Source organism: Halomonas sp. ND22Bw (genome assembly GCF_003011945.1).
Classification (GTDB): Bacteria; Pseudomonadota; Gammaproteobacteria; order Pseudomonadales; family Halomonadaceae; genus Halomonas; species Halomonas halophila.
This window is the reverse complement of the sequence record NZ_PXWD01000005.1, coordinates 24274-41874: the sequence shown is the minus strand read 5'-3', so window position 1 is coordinate 41874 and position 17601 is coordinate 24274. Positions and strand designations below refer to the sequence as shown.

14 protein-coding genes are annotated in these 17601 nt (G+C 68.9%); 4 read left to right on the top strand and 10 right to left on the bottom strand.

The window, feature by feature from the left end; translation table 11 throughout:
- Positions 1-229: 229 nt before the first annotated feature.
- The 7 genes from CVH10_RS08300 to CVH10_RS08270 all read right to left on the bottom strand — a co-directional run bounded on the left by CVH10_RS08300 (position 230) and on the right by CVH10_RS08270 (position 6473).
- A complete protein-coding gene (locus CVH10_RS08300) occupies positions 230-661 on the bottom strand; it encodes a GNAT family N-acetyltransferase (RefSeq protein WP_106488343.1) in 432 nt (143 codons plus the stop codon).
- Positions 662-679: 18 nt separating this feature from the next.
- Entirely contained in the window at positions 680-1864 is a 1185-nt protein-coding gene (locus CVH10_RS08295; protein WP_106488342.1) for a cupin domain-containing protein, read from the bottom strand.
- A 218-nt stretch (positions 1865-2082) separates the two neighbouring features.
- Positions 2083-3462 (bottom strand): adenylosuccinate lyase, encoded by a 1380-nt coding sequence (gene purB, locus CVH10_RS08290; protein ID WP_106488341.1) that lies wholly within the window; start codon positions 3460-3462, stop codon positions 2083-2085.
- Positions 3463-3505: 43 nt separating this feature from the next.
- Complete coding sequence (gene hflD, locus CVH10_RS08285) at positions 3506-4147, bottom strand: high frequency lysogenization protein HflD (protein ID WP_035595256.1); 642 nt, start codon at positions 4145-4147, stop codon at positions 3506-3508.
- The gene (gene mnmA, locus CVH10_RS08280; RefSeq protein WP_035595257.1) at positions 4144-5274 is read right to left on the bottom strand and encodes a tRNA 2-thiouridine(34) synthase MnmA; all 1131 of its coding nucleotides are present in this window, start codon (positions 5272-5274) and stop codon (positions 4144-4146) included. Before mnmA ends, hflD begins: the two co-directional genes overlap by 4 nt.
- 102 nt (positions 5275-5376) lie before the next feature.
- A complete protein-coding gene (locus CVH10_RS08275) occupies positions 5377-5826 on the bottom strand; it encodes an NUDIX domain-containing protein (RefSeq protein WP_035595259.1) in 450 nt (149 codons plus the stop codon).
- A complete protein-coding gene (locus CVH10_RS08270) occupies positions 5823-6473 on the bottom strand; it encodes a pseudouridine synthase (RefSeq protein WP_035595262.1) in 651 nt (216 codons plus the stop codon). Before CVH10_RS08270 ends, CVH10_RS08275 begins: the two co-directional genes overlap by 4 nt.
- A gap of 274 nt (positions 6474-6747) precedes the next feature.
- Here CVH10_RS08270 and CVH10_RS08265 point away from each other — a divergent pair, with 274 nt between their 5' ends.
- The 3 genes from CVH10_RS08265 to clpA all read left to right on the top strand — a co-directional run bounded on the left by CVH10_RS08265 (position 6748) and on the right by clpA (position 11980).
- Entirely contained in the window at positions 6748-8982 is a 2235-nt protein-coding gene (locus tag CVH10_RS08265) for an NADP-dependent isocitrate dehydrogenase (protein WP_035595264.1), read from the top strand.
- Between the two features lie 223 nt (positions 8983-9205).
- Positions 9206-9568 (top strand): ATP-dependent Clp protease adapter ClpS, encoded by a 363-nt coding sequence (clpS, locus tag CVH10_RS08260; RefSeq protein WP_046080071.1) that lies wholly within the window; start codon positions 9206-9208, stop codon positions 9566-9568.
- 135 nt (positions 9569-9703) lie between these two features.
- Positions 9704-11980: an ATP-dependent Clp protease ATP-binding subunit ClpA gene (gene clpA / locus CVH10_RS08255; protein WP_035595266.1), complete on the top strand. Its 2277-nt coding sequence runs from the start codon at positions 9704-9706 to the stop codon at positions 11978-11980.
- Positions 11981-12102: 122 nt separating this feature from the next.
- Here clpA and infA read toward each other — a convergent pair whose 3' ends face one another.
- The 3 genes from infA to aat all read right to left on the bottom strand — a co-directional run bounded on the left by infA (position 12103) and on the right by aat (position 13948).
- On the bottom strand, positions 12103-12321 hold the full coding sequence (gene infA, locus CVH10_RS08250) for a translation initiation factor IF-1 (protein ID WP_013332816.1): 219 nt from the start codon (positions 12319-12321) through the stop codon (positions 12103-12105).
- A gap of 123 nt (positions 12322-12444) precedes the next feature.
- Positions 12445-13182, bottom strand: coding sequence for an arginyltransferase (locus CVH10_RS08245; protein ID WP_035595268.1), 738 nt, complete (start codon positions 13180-13182; stop codon positions 12445-12447).
- Positions 13172-13948: a leucyl/phenylalanyl-tRNA--protein transferase gene (gene aat, locus CVH10_RS08240; protein ID WP_035595269.1), complete on the bottom strand. Its 777-nt coding sequence runs from the start codon at positions 13946-13948 to the stop codon at positions 13172-13174. The genes CVH10_RS08245 and aat overlap by 11 nt, the downstream gene beginning before the upstream one ends.
- A 249-nt stretch (positions 13949-14197) precedes the next feature.
- Here aat and CVH10_RS08235 point away from each other — a divergent pair, with 249 nt between their 5' ends.
- Positions 14198-17512, top strand: coding sequence for a DNA translocase FtsK 4TM domain-containing protein (locus tag CVH10_RS08235; protein ID WP_369335754.1), 3315 nt, complete (start codon positions 14198-14200; stop codon positions 17510-17512).
- Positions 17513-17601: the final 89 nt, after the last annotated feature.

Genomic DNA, 17601 nt, shown 5'->3' with positions numbered 1-17601 from the left:
GGTCGAACCTCGTCGAGGAAGGAAGCGGCCCGGCGACTACACGAACGAGCGTTCGATGCCGGGTCTCCCTCACTCGCCTTGGGTATCACTATGGGCCGCCATGGCGCGGCTCAACAATTGATCCTTGGGGGCAGCGAGGGTTGTAGCTCGACTACAGGAAGGGAGGGGAACGGGCTTTTCTTGTAGTCGTCTTTCCCGGCGGGGCCGGGAAAGACGTGACAGGCAGCGCTCATGCGTCGAGGCGAAGCGCCATGTTGCGGTGCGGAATGCCGGCCTCCATGAAGGGCTCTCCGAAGGCCTCGAAGCCGAGTCGCTCGTAGAACGCCAGGGCATGGGTCTGGGCGGCGAGCTCGGCGGCGGGCAGGCCGCGCTGGCGGGCGGCGGCGATCGCCGCCTCCATCAGCGCCAGCCCGATGCCGAGACCGCGCGCCTCGGCGAGCACGGCGACGCGGCCGATATGGCCGTCGGGCAGCAGCCGGGCGGTGCCCAGGGCGCGGCCGTCGGCCAGCGCCAGGAAGTGCAGGCACTCGGGATCGCGGCCGTCCCATTCCTCGTCCCTGGGCACGTCCTGCTCCTCGATGAAGACGACGCGGCGGATCTCGCCGGCCGCCTCGCCGAGGGTCTGCCAGTCGCCCTCGCGGATCTCGACGCTCGTGCTCATGCGCTTACTCCTCTGTGTTCATTCGTCTTCGTCGTTCCACCAGGCCAGACTGCCGGCGTCGAGCAGATGGACCAGTACGCGGGGCGCGTCGTCGAAGGCCAGCAGCTCGGCGTCGACCGGTTCGCCGCCCGCCAGGGCGCGGGCCAGGGCGATCGAGCACTCGACGCCGTCGCCGTCGACGAACAGGGTGGCGCGTGCGTCGTCCAGCGCGCGCCAGGCGAAGCGCGAGCCGGGGCTGCGCTCCAGCGTCTCGCCGTCCTGTAGCGCGGCGACAAGGTCGTTCGGGTCGGTGGGCGTCTCGCTGGCCACCAGCTGGTCGACGTACTTGGGCTGGGTCATCACGCGGCCGAACCACTGGGCCAGCTGGTCCGGGTCGTCCAGGGTCTCGAGGATCAGCGCGCGCATGCGCTCGAGGGCGGCGTCGTCGAGCTCGGCCGGGTCGGCGGGCGGCGCCATGCCGGCGTCGGCGTAGCGCAGCGAGGGCGGCAGCTGCTCGCCGATGTAGTCGGCGTAGGAGGTCACGGCCTCGTCGGCGGAGGGGGCGCGGAAGCCCACCGAGAAGGTCATGCAGTCGCTGGACTGGCTGACGCCGTGATGGGCCCAGCCCGGCGGCAGGTAGAGCATGTCGCCCGGTTCCAGCACCCAGTCGGCGTCGGCCTCGACCTCGAAGGTCTCGAGGATGCGCAGGTCGATGCCCTTGAGGATCGGGGCGTCGTCGCCGACCTTGCCGCCGAGCTGCCAGCGGCGCTGGCCGCTGGCCTGGAGCAGGAAGACGTCGTACTGGTCGACGTGAGGGCCGACGCTGCCGCCCGGCGGGGCGTAGCTGACCATGATGTCGTCGAGGCGCCAGCTGGGCAGGAAGTCGAAGGTCTCGAGCAGTTCGGCGACCTCTGGCACGTAGTGGTCCACGGCCTGGACCAGCAGGGTCCAGTCCTGCTCCGGCAGGCGGGCGAAGGTGGCCTCGTCGAAGGGGCCGTGGCTGACCTGCCAGGGGCCGTCGGGGCCGCGTTCCTCGACCAGACGCGCCTCGATGTTCTCCTCGCAGGCCAGGCCGGCGAGTTCGTCGGGCTCGAGCGGGCTCTGGAAGTCGGGGATGGCGCCACGGATCAGCAGCGGGCGGCGCTGCCAGTGGTCGCGCAGGAAGTCGGCGGCGGTGCGGCCGCCGAGCAGGGTGAGGGGTTCGTCTCGGGACTGTCGTGACATGAGGCTCGCGCTCGCGAAGGGATGAAACGGCGACAGGCGCCGAGTGGCGCCTGTCGGGATACTAGCATGTCGCTGTCTGGCTCGGTGGCGACGCGGCTTTTCCGGCGACAGGTCCGTGCGAGGGCGCTGTAAACCCTTCCCTGGGCGCTACCTTTGCCATTCATGGCAAAGGACCCTCTTCGGACCTGTCCCCGGCGCCGCTCACGCCGGCTTATGGCTTACAGATTGCGCGCCTGGGCCTCAGCGTTGCCGATGTAGTTGGCCGGGGTCAGCTGCTTGAGCTCGTCCTTCACCTCGGCCGGCAGCGCCAGGGTGTCGATGAAGGCGGCGAAGCCGGCCTGATCGATGCGCTTGCCGCGGGTCAGCTCCTTGAGCTTCTCGTAGGGCTTCTCGATGCCGTAGCGACGCATCACGGTCTGGATCGGCTCGGCCAGCACTTCCCAGCTGTTGTCCAGGTCCTCGGCCAGGCGGGCCGGGTTGGCCTCGAGCTTGCCGATGCCCTTCAGCGAGGCCTGGTAGGCCACCAGCGCGTAGGCCATGCCGACGCCCAGGTTGCGCAGCACGGTGGAGTCGGTCAGGTCGCGCTGCCAGCGGGAGATCGGCAGCTTCTCGGCCAGGTGACCCAGCACGGCGTTGGAGAGCCCCAGGTTGCCCTCGGAGTTCTCGAAGTCGATCGGATTGACCTTGTGCGGCATGGTCGAGGAGCCGATCTCGCCGGCCACGGTCTTCTGCTTGAAGTAGCCCAGCGAGATGTAGCCCCAGACGTCGCGGTCGAAGTCGATCAGCACGGTGTTGAAGCGGCACACGGCGTCGAACAGCTCGGCGATGTAGTCGTGCGGCTCGATCTGGGTGGTGTAGGGGTTGAAGGTCAGGCCCAGGCCCTCGACGAAGGTGCGGGCATTGGCTTCCCAGTCGACCTCCGGGTAGGTCGCCAGGTGGGCGTTGTAGTTGCCCACGGCGCCGTTGATCTTGCCGAACAGCTCCACGCTCTCGATCTGCTTGAGCTGGCGACGCAGCCGGTAGGCGACGTTGGCCATCTCCTTGCCGAGGGTGGTGGGGCTGGCGGTCTGGCCATGGGTGCGCGACAGCATCGGCTGAGCGGCGTGCTCCTCGGCCAGGCGGGCCACCTCGTCGGCCACCTGGTGCATCACCGGCAGCAGCGCATCCAGGCCGCCGCGCAGCATCAGCGCGTGGGACAGGTTGTTGATGTCCTCGCTGGTGCAGGCGAAGTGCACGAATTCGGTGATGGCGTGCAGCTCGGGCGTCTCGGCGATGCGCTCCTTGATGAAGTACTCGACCGCCTTGACGTCATGGTTGGTGGTGCGCTCGATCTCCTTGATGCGCTCGGCGTCTTCCACGGAGAAGTCGCGGACCAGGGCATCCAGCGCCGCGGTGGCCGCGGCGGAGAGCGGCGGCACCTCGGTGATCTGGGGCTGTTCGGCCAGGCGCTGCAGCCAGCGGGCCTCGACGATGACGCGGGCACGGATCAGGCCGAACTCGCTGAAGTGCTCGCGCAGGGCCTCGGCCTTGCTGCCGTAGCGGCCGTCGACGGGAGAAAGGGCGGTGAGAGCGGTCAAGGGGAGTGACTTGGGCTGCATGGTCGCGTTCCGGGTGGCGTGGTGGGGAAATCAGTGGGGGACATCAGTTCAGCTCGTCCAGGGCCTTCTTGAGGGCGCCGCGCTGGAACATCAGCTTCCAGCGGCGGCCGCCCTGCTGGTGCCACAGCAGCGCGAAGCGGATGCCGGTCAGCAGGCAGGCGCGCACGCGCTCGGGCATCATGCGGCTCTGCAGCAGCGAGGGATCGCCCTGGACGACGATCCGGCTCTTGAAGGTGGAGATGGTGTCCTGGTAGGCCTCGCCGAGGCTGGCGACGACGTTCTCGTGGGTCTCGCCGAAGTGCTCGGCCTGGCCCTGGATGCGGGTCAGCCGGGTGCCCAGGGTGTCCATCATGTCGGCGTCGTTGCGCAGCTTGCTCATCAGCATCAGCAGCGAGAAACCATAGCGCATCACCACCGGGTTGGCCTGGCGGCGGCCCAGCATGCCCTCGAGGGTCTCGATGCCCTGGCGCAGGTTGTTGGGATGGCCGCCGTAGATGGCCTCGAAGCTGGCCGGGTCGGTGTCCAGGGTGGCGTGGATCAGGGTGTCCCAGGCGCGCTGGTCGACCTGGCCGGTGCGGGCCAGCTGGTCGACCTGGCTGGCGGCCTGGAAGACCCCGGCCAGCGCCAGGGCCTGGCGCGCGACGGGCGAGTCGGGGGCGCGGTGAATGGGCGTGGTGCCGTTCATCGCGCGCGCTCCTCGGCGTTCCAGATGGCCTTGATCACGCCGCCGCCGAGGCAGATGTCGCCGTCGTAGAGCACCAGCGACTGGCCGGGGGTCACGGCGCGCTGGGCCTCGTCGAAGCGTACCCGCACGCCGCCGTCCTCGGTGGTCTCAAAGCGGCAGGGCACGTCTTCCTGGCGGTAGCGGGTCTTGGCGGTGAGGCGGCCCTCGGCGGCCGGCGGCTCGCCGGCGACCCAGTCCATCGGCTCGGTGGCCAGGCTGTCGGTGTAGAGCAGCGGGTGATGCTTGCCCTGCACGGCCACCAGCACGTTGCGCTCGAGGTCCTTGTCGGCCACGAACCAGGGCGCGTCGGAGTAGTTGGCGAGCCCGCCGATGCCGAGCCCCTGGCGCTGGCCGAGGGTGTAGTACATCAGGCCCATGTGCTCGCCGATGACGTCGCCGTCCGGCGTCTCGATGGTGCCGGGCTGGGCGGGCAGGTACTGCTGCAGGAAGTCGCGGAAGCGGCGCTCGCCGATGAAGCAGATGCCGGTGGAGTCCTTCTTGCGCGCGGTCACCAGGTCATGGCGCTCGGCCAGGGCGCGGACCTCGGGCTTCTCCAGTTCGCCGACCGGGAACAGGGTGCGGGCGATGGCCGCCTCGGGCACGGCGTGCAGGAAGTAGCTCTGGTCCTTGTTGGCGTCGAGCCCCTTGAGCAGCCGCGGGCGCTCGACCCCGTCGAGCTCGCCGCGGGCGCGACCGCCACGGACGTAGTGGCCGGTGGCGATGCGCTCGGCGCCCAGCATCTCGGCGTACTCGAGGAACACCTTGAACTTGATCTCGCGGTTGCAGAGGATGTCCGGGTTCGGCGTGCGCCCGGCCTGGTACTCGGCCAGGAAGTGCTCGAAGACGTTGTCCCAGTACTCGGCGGCGAAGTTGGCGGTGTGCAGCTTGATGCCGAGCTTGGCGCACACGGCCTCGGCGTCCGCCAGGTCTTCCTTGGCGGTGCAGTATTCGGTGCCGTCGTCCTCGTCCCAGTTCTTCATGAACAGGCCCTCGACCTCATAGCCCTGCTCGAGCAGGAGCAGGGCGGAGACGGAGGAATCGACGCCGCCGGACATGCCGACGATCACCTTGCCTTGGGTGGCTGTCATGACGCTCTCGGATTGGGGTGGTCGCAAATGGGGCAGGATTATACACGACACCGATGGCGCGCTTCGAGCGCCATCGGTGTCATCTCGGGGCGGCGTGCGCGGCTATCGTTCGTGAATCACGTCCATGGGATAGAAGCGCCCGGCCAGGGCGTCGCGCACGCGGCGCAGCACCAGCGGGCTGCGCAGCCGTCCCAGGCGTTCCAGCGCCTCCAGCTCCTCCAGCGTCACCCAGTGGGTGGCCAGGATGTCCGGGTCGAGTTCGGTGCCCAGCCGGGCCAGCGCCATGCCGTAGAAGCCGTGGCTGTGAAAGGTGGTGCCGTCCGGCGCCCGATAGACGTAGATGCCCAGGTAATCGCTGAGACCCACCTGCCAGGCGGTTTCCTCGCGCAGCTCGCGCAGGGCGGCGTCCTGGATGCGCTCGCCCGGTTCCAGGTGCCCGGCCGGCTGGTTGAAGACCGTGTGCGGCCCGCCCCGGTCTTCCTCGACGATCAGGAAGCGCCCGGCGCGCTCGACCACGGTGGCCACGGTGACGAGGGGATGCCAGCGGCTCATCGGCGTGTCCTCCCGCCGTGGGGTGACTTGCCGTTCCGACGGCCGCTGCCCCGGCGGCCGGTGTCGCGACGATTCGAGGGCGGCGCGGGCGCGTGCAGGGTCTCGCGGCGCCACTCGCCGGGCGCCAGGCCGTCCAGCGTCCAGGGGCCGATCGCCACCCTGACCAGGCGCAGGGTAGGGTGGCCCACATGGGCGGTCATGCGCCGGACCTGGCGATTGCGGCCCTCGGAGATGATCAGTTCCAGCCAGTGGGTGTCGGGATGACGCTTCGGGTCCAGCGGCGGCTCGCGCTCGGGCAGCTCGCTGGCCTCGAGCCGGCGGACCCGCGCCGGCCGGGTCAGGCCGTCCTTGAGTTCGACGCCGCGGCGCAGGGCCTCCAGGGCGGCATCGTCGGGCCGCCCCTCGACCTGCACGCGATAGGTCTTGGGCTGTTTGTGACGCGGATGACTGATGCGGTGGATCAGCTCGCCGTCGTCGGAGAGCAGCAGCAGACCCTCGGAGTCGTGGTCGAGTCGGCCCGCCGGATAGATGCCGGGCACGTCGAGGTAGTCGGCCAGGGTGGCGCGGGGCGTGCCCCCGGCGTCGCCCTGGTCGGTGAACTGGGACAGCACCCGGTAGGGCTTGTGAAAGAGATATAAGCGGCTCATGGGCGTATCTTACCGCTCGGCGCGGCGGGATGGCAGGGATCGGCGACCATCGCTGCCATGCGTCGTGGGCGGCGGGCTGGTATACTGCGCGACGCTCGCCGGAGCGCCCTCGTCATTTTCCGGGCCTGGCGTGACCCGCTCAGAGGGATGGCCGATGCCGCGTGTCGGCGATCGAGCCGAGCGGCGGTCGCCCTGGTTGCCCGTGTTGCCGACATCGAGAGTGTGCGCTTCGATCCGTTTCATGCACCGCAGTGACCAGAGAGATCTACGCCACATGTCCAAAACGCCGAAGATTATCTATACGCTGACCGACGAAGCGCCGGCTCTGGCGACCCATTCCCTGTTGCCGATCATCGACGCCTATACCGATTCCGCCGGCATCTCCGTCGAGACCCGTGATATCTCCCTGGCCGGGCGTATCCTCTCGCAGTTCCCCGATTCCCTGACCGACGAGCAGCGGCTGGGCGACCACCTGGCCGAGCTGGGCGAGCTGGCCAAGACGCCGGAAGCCAACATCATCAAGCTGCCCAATATCAGCGCCTCGGTGCCGCAGCTCAAGGCGGCCATCAAGGAACTGCAGGGCCAGGGCTATGCGCTGCCCGACTACCCGGACGAGCCCGCCAGCGACGAGCAGCGCGACATCAAGGCGCGCTACGACCGGGTCAAGGGCAGCGCCGTCAACCCGGTGCTGCGTGAAGGCAACAGTGACCGTCGTGCCCCCAAGTCGGTGAAGAACTACGCCCGCAAGTACCCGCACCGCATGGGCGAGTGGCAGTCCGATTCCCGCTCCCACGTCGCCCACATGAGCGAGGGTGACTTCTACGGCAGCGAGAAGTCCGCCGTGATCGGCGCCGACGGCGCGGTCAAGATCGAGCTGGTCGGCCAGGACGGCAGCGTCAGCGTGCTCAAGGAGCGCACCCCGGTGCTGGCCGGTGAGGTGATCGACGGCTCCATGATGAGCCGCAAGGCGCTGTCCGCCTTCGTCGCCGATCAGATCGCCGACGCCAAGGCCCAGGGCGTGCTGTTCTCCCTGCACCTCAAGGCGACCATGATGAAGGTCTCCGACCCGATCATGTTCGGCATGGTGGTCGACGAGTTCTACCGCGACGTGCTCGAGAAGCACGCCGAGGCGCTGGAAGAGGTCGGCTTCGACGCCACCAACGGCATCGGCGACCTGTACGCCACCATCGCCAAGCTGCCGGCCGACAAGCAGGCCGAGATCGAGGCCGACATCGACGCGCTGTACGCCGAGCGTCCGAGCCTGGCCATGGTCGATTCCTACAAGGGCATCACCAACCTGCACGTGCCGAGCGACGTGATCATCGACGCCTCCATGCCGGCCATGATCCGCGACTCCGGCAAGATGTGGGGCGCCGACGACGCCCTGCACGACACCAAGGCGGTGATCCCGGATCGCTGCTATGCCGGCATCTATCAGGCCACCATCGAGGACTGCAAGAAGCACGGCGCCTTCGATCCGACCACCATGGGCAGCGTGCCCAACGTCGGCCTGATGGCTCAGAAGGCCGAGGAGTATGGCTCCCACGACAAGACCTTCCAGATCCCCGCCGACGGCACCGTGCGCGTGACCGACGAGGCCGGCGAGGTGCTGTTCGAGCACGCGGTGGAAGAGGGCGACATCTGGCGCATGTGCCAGACCAAGGACGCCCCGATCCGCGACTGGGTCAAGCTGGCCGTGTCCCGCGCCCGCGAGAGCGGTGCCCCGGCGGTGTTCTGGCTCGACGCCGAGCGCGCCCACGACGCCCAGCTGATCAAGAAGGTCGAGGCCTACCTGCAGGAGCACGACACCGACGGCCTGGACATCCGCATCATGGCCCCGGTCGAGGCGATGCAGTTCTCCCTCGAGCGCATCCGCCGCGGCGAGGACACCATCTCCGTGACCGGCAACGTGCTGCGTGACTACCTGACCGACCTGTTCCCGATCATGGAGCTCGGCACCAGCGCCAAGATGCTGTCCATCGTGCCGCTGATGAACGGCGGCGGCCTGTTCGAGACCGGCGCCGGCGGCTCCGCGCCCAAGCACGTCCAGCAGCTGCTCGAGGAGAATCACCTGCGCTGGGACTCCCTGGGCGAGTTCCTGGCCCTGGCCGCGTCCCTCGAGCATCTGGGCAAGACCTTCGACAACGCTCGCGCCCGCGTGCTGGCCAAGGCACTGGACGAGGCCAACGGCAAGTTCCTCGACAGCAACAAGTCGCCGTCGCGCAAGGTCGGTGAGCTCGACAACCGCGGCAGCCACTTCTACCTGGCCATGTACTGGGCCGAGGCGCTGGCCGCCCAGGACGAGGACGCCGAGCTGAAGGAACTGTTCGGCAAGCTCGCCGCCGAGCTGACCGCCAAGGAGGCGGTGATCGTCGAAGAGCTCAACGCCGTTCAGGGGCAGGCGGTCGACATCGGTGGCTACTATCACGCCAACGGCGAGCTGGCCGATGCCGTGATGCGCCCCAGCCGAACCCTCAACGCGGCCCTGGAGCTGGTGGCCGAGCGCTAAGCGCCACCGACCCGCGACAGACGCGTCGTCGACGTGTTCCGGCCCCTGCCCGTTCCCGGGCGGGGGCCGTTGCATTGCTGGCGGCGGTCAAAGACGGCACAGTGAATTCATCCCGATGAACCCGATCGCCTCGCCGGCGTCCAAACACGGTTGGAATGCCCGGCGGACGCCCGGCTTGTCGATAGCGACAGTGATGCTTATGTTCAAGACAAAGGAAGAGGGCATGGCGCCGCACCGCGCGTCGCTTCATGCCGGCATGACGCGGCCTCCCGGGCCCGAGGAAGAGGGCGACGGCGACCTGGCGGTGCAGTCGTCGGAACCGGAGCTCGCGCAACCGCCGATGTACAAGGTGGTCTTGCACAACGACGACTTCACCCCCATGGAGTTCGTGGTGGACGTGTTGCAGACGTTCTTCAACATGGACAACGAGAAGGCGGTGCAGGTCATGCTGGCCGTGCACACCCAGGGCAAGGCGACCTGCGGGATCTTCACTCGCGATATCGCCGAGACCAAGAGTCATCAGGTCAATGAGTACGCCCGGGAGTGCCAGCACCCACTGCTGTGCGACATCGAAGCAACGGATTGAGCGTCGGCGTGTCGAAGTAAGGAAATCGCCAGCGTTGGCGGGGCGACTTGCAACGCCGATGTTTGTGCTCGATGTTGATGATGCCGGACCCAGAAGGGTCCGACGCAAGCCCTAAGCGGCGAGAAGGGGACTGCCATGCTGAGCAAAGAACTTGAACTGACCCTGAACACGGCCTTTACCGTGGCGCGCTCCAAGCGTCACGAGTTCATGACCGTGGAGCACCTGCTGCTGGCGCTGCTCGACAACGCCTCGGCGGCGGACGTGCTGCGAGCCTGCGGGGCCAACCTCGACAAGCTGCGGTCCGACCTGCAGGATTTCATCAATTCCACCACGCCGCTGATTCCCGAGGATCAGGCCGATCGCGAGACGCAGCCGACGCTGGGCTTCCAGCGCGTCCTGCAGCGCGCGGTGTTCCACGTGCAGTCTTCCGGCAAGAGCGAGGTGACCGGCGCCAACGTGCTGGTGGCGATCTTCTCCGAGCAGGAGAGTCAGGCCGTCTACTTCCTCAAGCAGCAGAACGTGGCCCGGGTGGACGCCGTCAACTACATCGCCCATGGCATCTCCAAGGTCGCCGGTCATGGCCAGGGGCAGAGTTCGCCGTCGCCCGAGGCCGAGGACGCCGAGGAGGCCGGCAGCGAGCAGGGCGGTAATCCGCTGACGGGCTACGCCACCAACCTCAACGAGCAGGCCCGCATGGGCAAGATCGACCCGCTGATCGGGCGCGATCACGAGCTCGAGCGGGTGGTGCAGATCCTCGCCCGGCGGCGCAAGAACAACCCGCTGCTGGTCGGCGAGGCTGGCGTGGGCAAGACCGCCATTGCCGAGGGGCTGGCCAAGCGCATCGTCGAGGAGGACGTGCCCGAGGTGATCGGCGACGCCGTCGTCTACTCCCTCGACATGGGCGCGCTGCTGGCGGGCACCAAGTACCGCGGCGACTTCGAGAAGCGTCTCAAGGCGCTGCTGGCCGAGCTGCGCAAGCAGCCCAACGCCATCCTGTTCATCGACGAGATCCACACCGTGATCGGTGCCGGAGCGGCCTCCGGTGGCGTGATGGACGCCTCCAACCTGCTCAAGCCGCTGCTGTCCTCCGGCGAGCTGCGCTGCATCGGCTCCACCACCTTCCAGGAGTTCCGCGGCATCTTCGAGAAGGACCGTGCGCTGGCCCGCCGCTTCCAGAAGGTCGACGTCATGGCGCCCTCGGTTGAGGACACCATCCGCATCCTCAAGGGGCTGCGCTCGCGCTTCGAGGAGCATCACCACCTCAAGTACACCGACGCCGCGCTGGAAAGCGCCTCGCGGCTGGCGGATCGCTACATCAACGACCGTCACCTGCCGGACAAGGCGATCGACGTGATCGACGAGGCCGGGGCCCACCAGCGGCTGCTGCCGCCCGAGGTGCGCGTCGACACCATCGACACCGATCAGGTCGAGGCGGTGGTCGCCTCCATCGCCCGGATTCCGCCGAAGAGCGTCTCCAGCTCCGATCGCAAGCTGCTGGCCAACATCGACCGCGACCTCAAGATGCTGGTGTTCGGCCAGGACGAGGCGATCGACGGCCTGGCGGCGGCGATCAAGCTGTCGCGGGCCGGCCTCAAGGCGCCGGACAAGCCGGTGGGCAGCTTCCTGTTCGCCGGCCCCACGGGTGTCGGCAAGACCGAGGTGGCCCGCCAGCTGGCCCATATCATGGGCATCGACCTGGTGCGCTTCGACATGTCCGAGTACATGGAGCGCCACACCGTGTCGCGGCTGATCGGCGCGCCCCCGGGCTACGTCGGCTATGACCAGGGCGGTCTGCTGACCGAGGCGATCACCAAGCAGCCGCACTGCGTGCTGCTGCTCGACGAGATCGAGAAGGCGCACCCGGAAGTCTTCAATCTGCTGCTGCAGGTGATGGACCACGGCCGGCTGACCGACAACAACGGCCGCGAGGCGGACTTCCGTCACGTGATCCTGATCATGACCTCCAACGCCGGGGTCGAGCAGGCCACGCGGCGCTCGATCGGCTTCCAGACCCAGGACCACTCCACCGACGCCATGGAGGTCATCCGCAAGACCTTCTCGCCGGAGTTCCGCAACCGCCTGGACGGCATCATCCAGTTCCACGCGCTGCCCACCGAGGTGGTGCGCAACGTGGTCGACAAGTTCCTGATCGAACTCCAGGCGCAGCTCGACGAGAAGCGCGTGCAGCTCGACGTGGACGACGAGGCTCGGGACTGGCTGGCCGAGAAGGGTTACGACCCCGACATGGGCGCAAGGCCGATGGCGCGCCTGATCCAGGAGAAGCTCAAGAAGCCGCTGGCCGAGCTGATCCTGTTCGGCGAGCTGGCCGAGCACGGTGGCGTGGTGCACGTCAGCGTCGAGGACGGCGAGCTGCACCTGGCGTCGGAGTCGGAACTGGCCGACGCGCCCTGAAGCGGCGCGTCGATCGCTCCCGCCAACCCATCAGCGCCCTGTCTTCGGACGGGGCGTTGTGCGTCTGGGAGCCGTGATGGCGGGGTTTCTGAAGGGCATTTCATGCATGCCCTCAGGCTGGCCTAGCGAGAGCGGTAGACGATGCGGCCCTTGGACAGGTCGTAGGGAGTCAGCTCGACCTTGACCTTGTCGCCGGTGAGGATGCGGATGTAGTTCTTGCGCATCTTGCCCGAGATGTGGGCGGTCACCACGTGGCCGTTCTCGAGTTCGACCCGGAACATGGTGTTGGGCAGCGTGTCGACGACGACGCCTTCCATTTCGATATGGTCTTCGCGTGCCATATAGGCAATTCCTCGCTGGTGATAACAAACGGCGGCACGAGTGGCGGTGTGTCCGCTCGTGCCGATCAGGATAGCGCGATATTGTGCCGCATGCCGGGCGTCAAGGCAAAAAGCGCCGCAATGTCAGGTCGGGATCAGGCGCCGCCAGTGGCGTCCCTCGAGCCGTTCCAGGGGGGCGAAGGCCTGCTTGTAGGCCATCTTGCGGCATTCCTCGATCCAGTAGCCCAGGTAGACGTGGGGCAGTCCCAGCTCACGGGCGCGCTCCACCAGTGCCAGCACCGCGTAGGTGCCCAGCGAGCGGCGGTCGAATTCCTCGGCCGGATCGAAGAAGGTATAGATGGCCGACAGGCCGTGCGAGAGCTGATCGAAGGCCGAGACGGCCAGCAGCCGGCCGTCGAGGCGCAGCTCCAGCATCCGCGCATAGTCCTGATTCAGGGTCAGGAAGGTGCGGTACTGCTCATGGCTGGGGGGGTACATGTCGCCATCGGCGTGCCGGGTGCGGATGTAGTGGGCGTAGAGCCCGTAGTGCTCGGCATCGAACAGCGCCGGGCGAACCCTGGCCTCGAGATCGGCGTTGCGGCGGTAGAGCTTGCGCTGGGTGCGGTTGGGGGTGAAGCCCTTGACCGGAATGCGCACCGAGACGCAGGCGTTGCAGCCCTCGCAGTGGGGGCGATAGAGGTGTCGTCCGCTGCGCCGGAAGCCGAGCGGGGCGAGGGAGTCGTAGACGCCGCTGCCCGGTGACTCCTGAGGATCCAGGAACAGGGTGGTGGCCTCACGCCCCTCCAGATAGCTGCAGGCGTGCGGCACGGTCAGGAAGAACCGCAGATCACGAATCGGCTGGCGGGGAGTGTTACTGCTCAAGGTGACCGCCTCCTGTGGCTCCCGGGGGCATCTGTCTCGCGGCGTCGAGGCGTTCGAACGACCATGCCGGCGGTGGAAAGACGAGGGTCCCGTCGCCCTGCGGCTCCGGCATCGCGTCCAGCCACTCATCAAGATAGCCGATGAACGTCCGCCGGGCGATGTCCCTGGCGCCCAGGCTCGCCAGGTGCGCGGTATGCATCTGACAGTCGATCAGGCGGCCGCCTTCGGCGGCCATGGTGCGGGCGAGGCACGCCAGCGCCACCTTGGAGGCGTCGGGCGCCCGCGAGAACATCGATTCGCCGAAGAATACCGGCCCCAGTGCAATGCCGTAGAGGCCGCCGACCAGCGTCTCGTCCTGCCACACCTCCACCGAGCGGGCCGCGCCCAAGGCGTGCAGGCGGCGGTAGGCGGTGACCATCTCCGGGGTGATCCAGGTGCCGGGTTCGTCGTCTCGGGGTGCGGCGCAGGCGGCGATGACGGCCTCGAAGGCGGTATCGCCGGTGACCGTGAAGCCGCCGTTGCGCAGCCGCTTGGCCAGGCTGCGCCGGACCCGGACCTCTTCGGGAAACAGCACCATGCGCGGGTCCGGGCTCCACCACAGGATGGGCTGGCCCTCGCTGTACCAGGGGAAGATGCCGTGGCGATAGGCGCTGAGCAGCCAGGCCGGGCTCAGTTCACCGCCGGCGGCCAGCAGACCGCCGGGATCGTCGAGGGCGGACTCGACCGATGGGAAGCGAACGGGGTGCTCGGGGAGCCAGGGCAGCATGGGGTGGACGTCCTCGGGGCGTGGAAGTCCAAGTGTGACCGGCGCGATGGCGCGGCTCAAGTCGTGGCGTGCCCCCTGTGACGGGCGCGGCTGGCTCGGTATGATTGTTGGCCTTGGATTTGGAAGACGCCGTCTCGGCGCAAGGGGGTTGGCCGCTTGAGTGCCAAGAAGACAACCACGTCGCCGCGCGAACGCGCAGCGACTGCCAAGGAAACGGCCCGGCGCTTCGGCCTGCGTTTGCAGGGATCGATGCGCGAAGGCGTGGTGATCCTGCTGCTGGCGGGCTGCGTGTTCCTGCTGCTGGCGCTGTACAGCTTTCGGCCCGACGATCCCGGCTGGTCACGCAGTGGCCCCGAGACCGAGGTCGCCAACTGGATGGGCCGCATCGGTGCCTGGCTGGCCGACGTGCTGTATTCGCTGTTCGGCGTGAGTGCGCTGTGGTGGCCGGGCATGCTCGGCTTCGCCGCCTGGTGGCTGATCCGTGCCGGCCAGGTGCGCCTGGAATGGGATGCCACGTCGCTCGCCGTGCGCAGCGGTGGCCTGATGCTGCTGCTGCTCGGCTCGACCACGCTCGGTGCGCTGCACTTCTACGATCCCGAGAGCCTGCTGCCCTACGGGGCCGGCGGCATCCTCGGCGAGGGGCTGGTCGGCGCACTGCTGCCGCTGGTCGGTGCCGGCGGCACCGCGCTGCTGTCGCTGGTGGCGATCCTGTGCGGCGTGCCGCTGTTCAGCGGCTGGTCCTGGTTGACCATCATGGACGAGCTGGGCCGCCGCGCCACCTCGTTGTGGGCCGGCATCAGCGAGCGCTTCGCCTTCGGCCGTGACGAGGCGGGCGACGGCGACGCCGAGCCCGCGCAGGACAGCACCCAGGACAGCAAGAGCGCCGACGACTCGGCCCGGGCCGAGCGTGATGACGCGGCGAGCCCGGAACGCGCGCCCTGGTGGCGCCGCTGGCTGCCGGCGCGTCGCGAGCCCGCCCCGGCGCTGGCTGCCGAGAGCGGACGCCGCGAGCCCGGCTTCGGCGACGACGGCGACACAGAGATTCCCTGGGAGGTGCCCGAGCGCACGCCTTCGGCCAAGCGCCCGGAGGCGGCCTATACCGCTCAGGAGCCGCGTCTGTCGCTGTCCCCCGAACGCGGCGAGCCGCGCGAGGCCCGTGAGCCCGCCATGCCGCTGCGTGCCACCGAGCCCGCAGAATCGGAGACGCCTGCCACAGCGGCGGAGAACGCTCGGTCGGCAGCGCCGACGCCGTCACGCGCGGTCGAGCCCGAGCCCAAGGTCGAGGAACCGACGCCGCGTCGCGACTCATCCGATGCGGCGCGCTCACCCGCTCAGCCGGCACAGGCGTCCGTCGCGCCGTCGCCCCAGGCCTCCGCACCGCGGGAAGACGCTGCGGTCGAGCCTCGGGAGCCGCGGCACGAGTCGTTCGTGTCGCGCGAGCGCGAAGAGAACGCGGAGAAGCACGAGGAGCCGGCACTCGAGGCTCGGGAGCCCGCGTTGTCTCCGTCCCCCGGGCCGGCACCGGAGGCCGAGCCGACGCGCGAGCCCTCACCGTCGACGGCCGAGCAGCCGTCGTCCGGGACGCCTTCGTCCGGGATGCCGGTCGAGGACACCCCGGGCGAGGCGGTCGCGCCGCCCTGGTCGCATGACGAGGTCGATCCTTCGGCCCAGGCCGAGCCCGAGCCTGCCCCGAATCAGCCGGCCGAGCCCCAGGCGCCCGAGGCGTCCTACGAGCCTGCGGCTCCCCGTGAGACTCGGCCTGAATCGGGTGCGCCGCCGGAGCGCGAGCGGCCCGAGCCGCGCCGCGTGCCGGAGGTGATCCCCGATCCGGTGCTGCCGGACGACGATGACGAGGCGCCGCTGCCGTCGTCTTCTGCGTCGGCCGCGCCCGGCTCGCGGGCGGCCGAGCCGCCGCGTCAGGAAGCGCCCGCCGCTCAGGTGGCGACCGCCGAGCAGGCGCGTCAGGCCGCCGACGAGCCCGACGGCCCGACGCTGTGGACCGTGGAGCACCTGCAGAACCAGGGCGCCGAGGTGGAGGCGTTTGCCGAGCCCGAGGGCGAACTGCCGAGCCTGCGGCTGCTGACGCCGCCCCAGGATCATGAGCCCAACTACACCGACGAGCAGCTGGCCGAGATGGCCGAACTGCTGGAGGTGCGGCTGCGCGAGTACGGGGTCAAGGCCGAGGTGGTCGACACCTGGCCGGGGCCGGTGATCACGCGCTTCGAGATCAAGCCGGCGGCCGGGGTGAAGGTCTCCAAGATCAGCAACCTGGCCAAGGACCTGGCGCGCTCGCTGATGGTCAAGAGCGTGCGCGTGGTGGAGGTGATCCCGGGCCGGCCCACGGTGGGCATCGAGATTCCCAATCCCAACCGCGCCATGATCCGCCTGCGCGAGGTGATCGACTCCGACCGCTACCAGCACGAGGCCTCGGCGCTGACCATGGCGCTCGGCCAGGACATCGGCGGCGGCGCCGTGGTCGCCAACCTCGGCAAGATGCCGCACCTGCTGGTGGCCGGCACCACCGGCTCGGGCAAGTCGGTGGGGGTCAACGCGATGCTGATCTCCATGCTGCTCAAGGCCAAGCCGGAAGAGGTCCGCATGATCATGGTGGACCCGAAGATGCTGGAGCTGTCGGTCTACGACGGCATCCCGCACCTGCTGGCGCCGGTGGTCACCGACATGAAGGAGGCCGCCAACGCCCTGCGCTGGTGCGTGGCCGAGATGGAACGGCGCTACAAGCTGATGGCCGCCATGGGCGTGCGCAACATCGCCGGCTTCAACGCCAAGCTCGACGAGGCCGAGCGTGCCGGGGCCCAGGTCGCCGATCCGCTGTGGGAGCCGCAGCCCTGGGAGATGCACCAGGCGCCGCCGGTGCTCGAGAAGCTGCCCTACATCGTGGTGGTGATCGACGAGTTCGCCGACATGTTCATGATCGTCGGCAAGAAGGTCGAGGAGCTGATCGCGCGCCTGGCCCAGAAGGCCCGTGCCGCCGGCATCCACCTGATCCTCGCCACCCAGCGGCCCTCGGTGGACGTGGTGACCGGCCTGATCAAGGCCAACATCCCCACCCGCATGGCGTTCCAGGTCTCCTCCCGGGTCGACTCGCGCACCATCCTCGACCAGGGCGGCGCCGAGAACCTGCTGGGCCACGGCGACATGCTCTACCTGCCCGCCGGGTCCGGCATGCCGACCCGCGTGCACGGTGCCTTCGTCGACGACGACGAGGTGCATCGGGTGGTCGAGGACTGGAAGCGTCGCGGCGAGCCGGAGTACATCGACGAGATCCTCTCCGGCGGCGTGTCCGCCGACGCCCTGGCCGGCCTCGAAGCCGAGGGCGGCGGTGGCGGCGACGACGACGCCGAGCAGGACGCCCTCTACGACGAGGCGGTGGCCTTCGTCACCGAGAGCCGTCGGGCCTCCATCTCGGCGGTCCAGCGGCGCTTCAAGATCGGCTACAACCGGGCGGCACGCCTGGTCGAGGCGATGGAGACGGCCGGCGTGGTCTCGACCATGGGCACCAACGGCGCCCGCGAGGTGCTGGCGCCGCCCCCGGCGGGCGACTGAGCCGCCGATCGTGCAACCACCATGCAAGCCGCGGCGGGGAGGCAACCCGCCGCGGCCCGTGCAGTCTTACCGGGCAGGATGCCCTCGAC

What these genes read in the sequence shown, in the direction of transcription:
- CVH10_RS08270 (WP_035595262.1), bottom strand. Translation starts at nt 6,473, where the DNA reads ATGAGCCGCTTATATCTCTTTCACAAGCCCTACCGGGTGCTGTCCCAG.
- clpA (WP_035595266.1), top strand. Translation starts at nt 9,704, where the DNA reads ATGCTGAGCAAAGAACTTGAACTGACCCTGAACACGGCCTTTACCGTG.
- CVH10_RS08265 (WP_035595264.1), top strand. Translation starts at nt 6,748, where the DNA reads ATGTCCAAAACGCCGAAGATTATCTATACGCTGACCGACGAAGCGCCG.
- infA (WP_013332816.1), bottom strand. Translation starts at nt 12,321, where the DNA reads ATGGCACGCGAAGACCATATCGAAATGGAAGGCGTCGTCGTCGACACG.
- CVH10_RS08275 (WP_035595259.1), bottom strand. Translation starts at nt 5,826, where the DNA reads ATGAGCCGCTGGCATCCCCTCGTCACCGTGGCCACCGTGGTCGAGCGC.
- hflD (WP_035595256.1), bottom strand. Translation starts at nt 4,147, where the DNA reads ATGAACGGCACCACGCCCATTCACCGCGCCCCCGACTCGCCCGTCGCG.
- mnmA (WP_035595257.1), bottom strand. Translation starts at nt 5,274, where the DNA reads ATGACAGCCACCCAAGGCAAGGTGATCGTCGGCATGTCCGGCGGCGTC.
- purB (WP_106488341.1), bottom strand. Translation starts at nt 3,462, where the DNA reads ATGCAGCCCAAGTCACTCCCCTTGACCGCTCTCACCGCCCTTTCTCCC.
- CVH10_RS08295 (WP_106488342.1), bottom strand. Translation starts at nt 1,864, where the DNA reads ATGTCACGACAGTCCCGAGACGAACCCCTCACCCTGCTCGGCGGCCGC.
- aat (WP_035595269.1), bottom strand. Translation starts at nt 13,948, where the DNA reads ATGCTGCCCTGGCTCCCCGAGCACCCCGTTCGCTTCCCATCGGTCGAG.
- CVH10_RS08300 (WP_106488343.1), bottom strand. Translation starts at nt 661, where the DNA reads ATGAGCACGAGCGTCGAGATCCGCGAGGGCGACTGGCAGACCCTCGGC.
- clpS (WP_046080071.1), top strand. Translation starts at nt 9,206, where the DNA reads ATGGCGCCGCACCGCGCGTCGCTTCATGCCGGCATGACGCGGCCTCCC.
- CVH10_RS08235 (WP_369335754.1), top strand. Translation starts at nt 14,198, where the DNA reads ATGCGCGAAGGCGTGGTGATCCTGCTGCTGGCGGGCTGCGTGTTCCTG.